This is a genomic window from Thermoanaerobaculia bacterium, from assembly GCA_035717485.1.
GTDB lineage: Bacteria > Acidobacteriota > Thermoanaerobaculia > UBA5066 > DATFVB01 > DATFVB01.
Genome location: DASTIQ010000116.1, coordinates 1 through 4,786, shown reverse-complemented (window position 1 = coordinate 4,786; position 4,786 = coordinate 1). Strand labels below are relative to the sequence as shown.

The window sequence follows — 4,786 nt, the reverse complement described above, 5'->3', positions numbered from 1 at the left end:
GAGCTGACGGAAGACCAGCGGGCCGTGCGGGACTCCGCGCGCGACTTCGCGGAGCGCGAGATCGCTCCCGGGATCGCCGAGCGCGAGCGGTCGCATGCCTTTCCCTCCGAGGTCGTCGCGAAGATGGGAGAGCTCGGCTTCCTCGGAATGTTCGTTCCCGCCGAGTACGGCGGCGCCGGCTTCGACGTCGTGTCGTACATGCTCGCGATCGAAGAGGTCGCCCGGGTGGACGCGTCGCTCGCGGTCATCATGAGCGTCACGAACTCGGTCGCGTGCTATCCGATCTGGAGGTTCGGTTCCGACGAGCAGAAGAAGACGATCCTGACCGAGCTCGCGTCGGGGCGCGCGATCGGGGCCTACGCGCTGACGGAGCCGCAGTCGGGCTCCGACGCCGCGAACCAGAAGACCCGCGCCGAACGGAAGAACGGCGAGTACGTGATCAGCGGCACGAAGTCGTGGATCACCAACGCCGGCGTCGCGCGGTGGTACGTCGTGATGGCGATGACGGACCCGGGGGCCGGGACGCGCGGGATCACCGCGTTCCTCCTTCGCGACGACGATCCGGGCTTCCAGGTCGGCCGGAACGAGGAGAAGATGGGGCTGCACGGGTCGCAGACGGCCTCGCTCTTCTTCGAGAACGTCCGCGTTCCGGAATCCCGGCGGCTCGGCGCCGAGGGCGAGGGGTTCCGGATCGCGATGACGACGCTCGACCACTCGCGAATCGGAATCGCGGCGCAGTCGGTCGGGATCGCGCAGGGAGCCTTCGAGGCTTCGGTCGCGCATGCGAAGACGCGGGAAACGTTCGGGAAGAAGATCGGCGAGCACCAGGCGATCGCGTTCCAGCTCTCCGACATGAAGGTGCAGATCGACGCCGCGCGCCTCCTCACGCATCGGGCGGCGTGGCTCTCGGAGCGACCGGGCGGGAAATACTCGAAGGAGTCCTCGATGGCGAAGGTCTTCGCATCGGAGGCGTGCAACGCGGTCTGCGCGAGAGCCTGCCAGATCTTCGGCGGATACGGCTTCTCGAAGGAATACCCCGTCGAGCGGTACTATCGCGATGCACGTGTGACGACGATCTACGAGGGAACCTCCGAGATCCAGCGGATGGTGATCGCCAAGAACCTCCTGGGGCACCGGTGAGCGAGAGCGCCGAGTTCGGCGCGGGCGTTCCCGCGATCATCGCGGGAGCCGATCGCGACTGCGGCGGATACCATTTCCGGATCCAGCCTGCCGACGTCGCGAAGCTGCGCGAGCTCGCCGGCGCGCGCGGGAAGACCGACGAAGCGCTCGTCGCCGAATTCCTCGACGCTCAGGCTCCGCGCTGGGCCGAATCCCTCGCCGAAAATCTGCCCGCGCCGGCCGACGTCCGGATCGTCGTCGATCCTTACTCGCGGCAGGCCTTCATGGCTTCCGGGAACACCGTCTATTCGATTCTCTCCTTCTGAAGGAGGACGGGATGTCGAGATCCAGGAGCCTCATCGCCCTCGCCGCCTCGGCCGCCGCGGTGGCCGGGCTCGCGTTCGCCGGGAGCACGACGATCCGCCGCGAGTTCGACTCGGACGCCGCGGGCGGGACGCCGGCATTCTTCCGTTTCGAGGGGACGCCGGGGCTCGCTCCCGAGCAATGGAAGTCGATACCCGACGCGACTTCGCTCTCCCATCCGATGGTCGCGATCCAGACGAACGCCACCGGCCAGGCGGGCCACTTTCATTTCGCGCTCTCGACGCAGGAACCCTCGTTCGCCGACGGATCCGTTCAGTCGGCCGCCAAGCGAGCCGCGGTGAAAGGATTCGCCCGAGGCGGAGTCGTCCTGCGTTACCAGAACCCGGCGAACTTCGTCGCGGCCCTCGTCGACTTCCAGTCGGAGACGGTGACGGCGCTTTCCGTCCGAGCCGGCAAGGCCGAGACTCTCGGCGCGGCGCCGATCCGCTCGAACGAGCCGATCTGGCGAACGGTTCGGCTCGCCGCGGCCGGCGACCGGCTCGAGGTCTGGGTTTCGGGACAGAAGGCGATCGAGGCGCGAGATCCGCAGCCGCGCGCCGGCGCGGCGGGGCTCGTCGCCGAAGCGCCGGTGCCGGTGGCTTTCGACGACGTCGTCATCGAAAAAAGATAGGGCGGGCGGGAGACCGCAAGCCGTCCACCTTCGCCGAGGCGTCGGCGGACCGGGCTCGTGCCGGGCCGCTCCTCCGGCGTGTTCCGAATCGAGCCGCCTTCGGCCGCGGGAGCCGGAACGGGGGCACGGGAGCGAGGGGGGCGCTCGACGCGCTACTTCGTCCGCGGCTCCGGGGCGAGTTTCTCGACGAACCGGTAGCGGCCGGTCTCGATCTCGAGGATCGTGATCGGCTTGATCGGATTCCGCTCCAGGTCGAACGTCAGCGCGCCGGTGACGCCGGGGAACGCGGCCGTCGCCGCGAGCGCTTCCCGGATCCGGGGACCCGAGGTCGATCCCGCGCGCCGGATCGCGTCCGCGAGGAGCCGGGCCGCGTCGTAGGCGAGCGCGCCCACGGAGTCGGGAACGTCGCCGAACCGGGCGCGGTACGCGGCCACGAACCGGCGCACGGCGGGATCGGGATCCTGCGGCGAATAGTGGTTTCCGAAGTACGCCCCGTCGAGCGCGTCTCCGCCGATTTCGGTCAGGCGCGGAGAGTCCCACCCGTCGCCCCCGAGGAGCGTTCCCGGAACCCCGAGCGACTTCTTCTGGCGCGCGATCAGGCCCACGTCGGTGTAGTAGCCCGGCACGAAGAGGACGTCGGGCTCCGTCGTCCGGATCTGGGTGAGCTGCGCCGAGAAATCGGTGTCGCCCTCGGAATACTTCTGCTCTCCGAGAATCTTTCCCCCGAGCGCTTCGAACGAGCGCCGGAACGCGCGGCCGAGCCCCACGCTGTAGTCGCTCCGGACGTCGGTGAGGAGGACCGCCGTCTTCGCCTTCCGCTCGACGGCGGCGAAACGCGCGAGCATGGCGCCCTGGAAGTCGTCCGTGAAGCAGACCCGAAAGACGTACGGACCGACGAGCGTCACCTGCGGGTTCGTCGAGGAGGGAGTGATCATCGGGATCTCGCTCTTCTGCGCGATCGGCGCCGCGGCGAGCGTGCGCGAGGACGCCGCCTCGCCGATGAGGCCGACGACGTGATCGCGGGAAATGAGCTTCGACACGGCGGAGGCGGCCTCGGCCGGTTCCCCGCGATCGTCCTCGACGTGGAGGGCGAGCTTGACCCCCAGGACGCCGCCCGCGGCGTTGATCTCGTCGAGCGCGAGGGTCGCGCCGTTCTTCCCCGACTGGCCGAAGGTGGCGGTCGGTCCCGTCAGGGAGCCGTAGAACCCGATCGGGATCCCTTCGTGGCCCGGGGGCGACGGAGCGCACGCGGAAAGGAAGAGCGCGAGAGCGGCGGCGGCGGCGGTCCGGCGAAGCACGCGCGGATTATCCCCGCAAACGCCGTCCGCCCCGGGGTCCACCCGGCCGGAGGCCTGTCGTGTACTCTTCGCGCGTGTTTTCCCGAGTCCCGCGGATCTCCCGGACGGCGGCCGCCGCGGCCCTGGTCCTTTCGCTCGGCTGCTCCGTCGGACCGAAGCCGGTTTCCGTCTTCTTCTTCGAAGGGAAGCTCGACCCCTCGAGCGCCGACTTCGGCCGCGAGCTCTCGAGCGTCACGGGGGAGCCGCTGATCTCCGGGAACCGCTGCGTGCTCCTCGAGAACGGGAACGGAATCTTCGCCGCGATGCTGGAAGCGATCCGAAATGCCCGCGCCACGATCAACGTAGAGATCTACATCTTCCAGTCCGACGCGACCGGCGTGCGGTTCGCGCGCGCGATCGAGGAGCGCGCCCGAGCCGGCGTGCGCTGCCGCGTGCTCGCCGATGCCTGGGGGAGCCACACCCTGTCGAAGACCCTCGAGTCGGAGATGAAGAAGGCGGGCGTCGAGTTCGAGCGTTTCCGGCCGCTCCTCCTCTTCCACCGGCTGAAGAACCGGACCCACCGGAAGATCCTCGTGGTCGACGGGACGACGGCGTTTCTCGGCGGCCAGGGATTCGACGACCGCTGGAGCGGCGACGCCGATTCTCCGAAGCACTGGCACGACGTCGCCGTCTCGGTCGAGGGGCCGGCCGTCGCGCGCATCCAGAGCGTCTTCGCGGAGAACTGGATCGAGGCGGGAAAGCCCGTGCCGGCCGGGCCCGACGACTATCCCGAGCTCACGCCCGCCGGCGACGATGACGTCTTGATGCTTCGATCGTCCTTCGGCGTGCGCTGCTCGCGCGCCGCCCTGGGCCTCGACGTGCTGATCCACGCCGCGCGCCGCGAAATCCTGATCGAGAACGCCTATTTCATCCCCGATTCGACGACGACCGGCCTGCTGACGGACGCGGCGCGACGCGGCGTGCGCGTCGAGGTGATCGTGCCGGGAGAGAAGAACAACCTCGGCTACGTGCGGCGCGTCTCGCGGTCGACCTACGGCGCGCTGCTCGAGGCGGGCGTGCGCATCTTCGAATACCGGCCGACGATGATGCACGCGAAGGTCGCGGCCTTCGACGGGTTGTGGACGTCGATCGGGTCCGCGAACATCGACAGCCGGTCGTTCTTCCTGAACGACGAGGCGAACGTCAACGTCCGCAGCGCGCGGCTCGCCGCGGACGTCGCCGCGATGTTCGAGCGGGACCGCACCCGAAGCGACGAGATCACGCTCGCCGCCTGGAAGACGCGGTCCACGGGGGAACGGTTCTTCGAGTGGTTTTACGGGCTCTTCGCCTCCGAACTCTAGACCGGGCCGGCGCGGCGATGCATCGAGCCGGACGG

The 4,786-nt window shown here is 69.2% G+C and carries 5 protein-coding genes; 4 read left to right on the top strand and 1 reads right to left on the bottom strand.

Going from position 1 to position 4,786, the window contains the following annotated elements; genetic code table 11:
• The 3 genes from VFS34_06215 to VFS34_06205 all read left to right on the top strand — a co-directional run.
• Window positions 1-1,140 (top strand): acyl-CoA dehydrogenase (locus VFS34_06215; GenBank protein ID HET9794039.1); only part of this gene is annotated, 1,140 nt, incomplete at its 5' end.
• Window positions 1,137-1,445, top strand: coding sequence for a hypothetical protein (locus VFS34_06210; GenBank protein ID HET9794038.1), 309 nt, complete (start codon window positions 1,137-1,139; stop codon window positions 1,443-1,445). The genes VFS34_06215 and VFS34_06210, both read left to right, overlap by 4 nt.
• A gap of 11 nt (window positions 1,446-1,456) precedes the next feature.
• Window positions 1,457-2,113 carry a hypothetical protein gene (locus VFS34_06205; protein ID HET9794037.1) on the top strand — a complete coding sequence of 219 codons (657 nt, stop codon included), beginning with the start codon at window positions 1,457-1,459 and terminating at the stop codon, window positions 2,111-2,113.
• A gap of 152 nt (window positions 2,114-2,265) precedes the next feature.
• Here VFS34_06205 and VFS34_06200 read toward each other — a convergent pair whose 3' ends face one another.
• Window positions 2,266-3,411 (bottom strand): ABC transporter substrate-binding protein, encoded by a 1,146-nt coding sequence (locus VFS34_06200; GenBank protein HET9794036.1) that lies wholly within the window; start codon window positions 3,409-3,411, stop codon window positions 2,266-2,268.
• Between the two features lie 74 nt (window positions 3,412-3,485).
• On the opposite strand from VFS34_06200, the gene VFS34_06195 reads away from it, so the two are divergent.
• Entirely contained in the window at window positions 3,486-4,751 is a 1,266-nt protein-coding gene (locus tag VFS34_06195; GenBank protein HET9794035.1) for a phospholipase D-like domain-containing protein, read from the top strand.
• Window positions 4,752-4,786 lie beyond the last annotated feature (35 nt).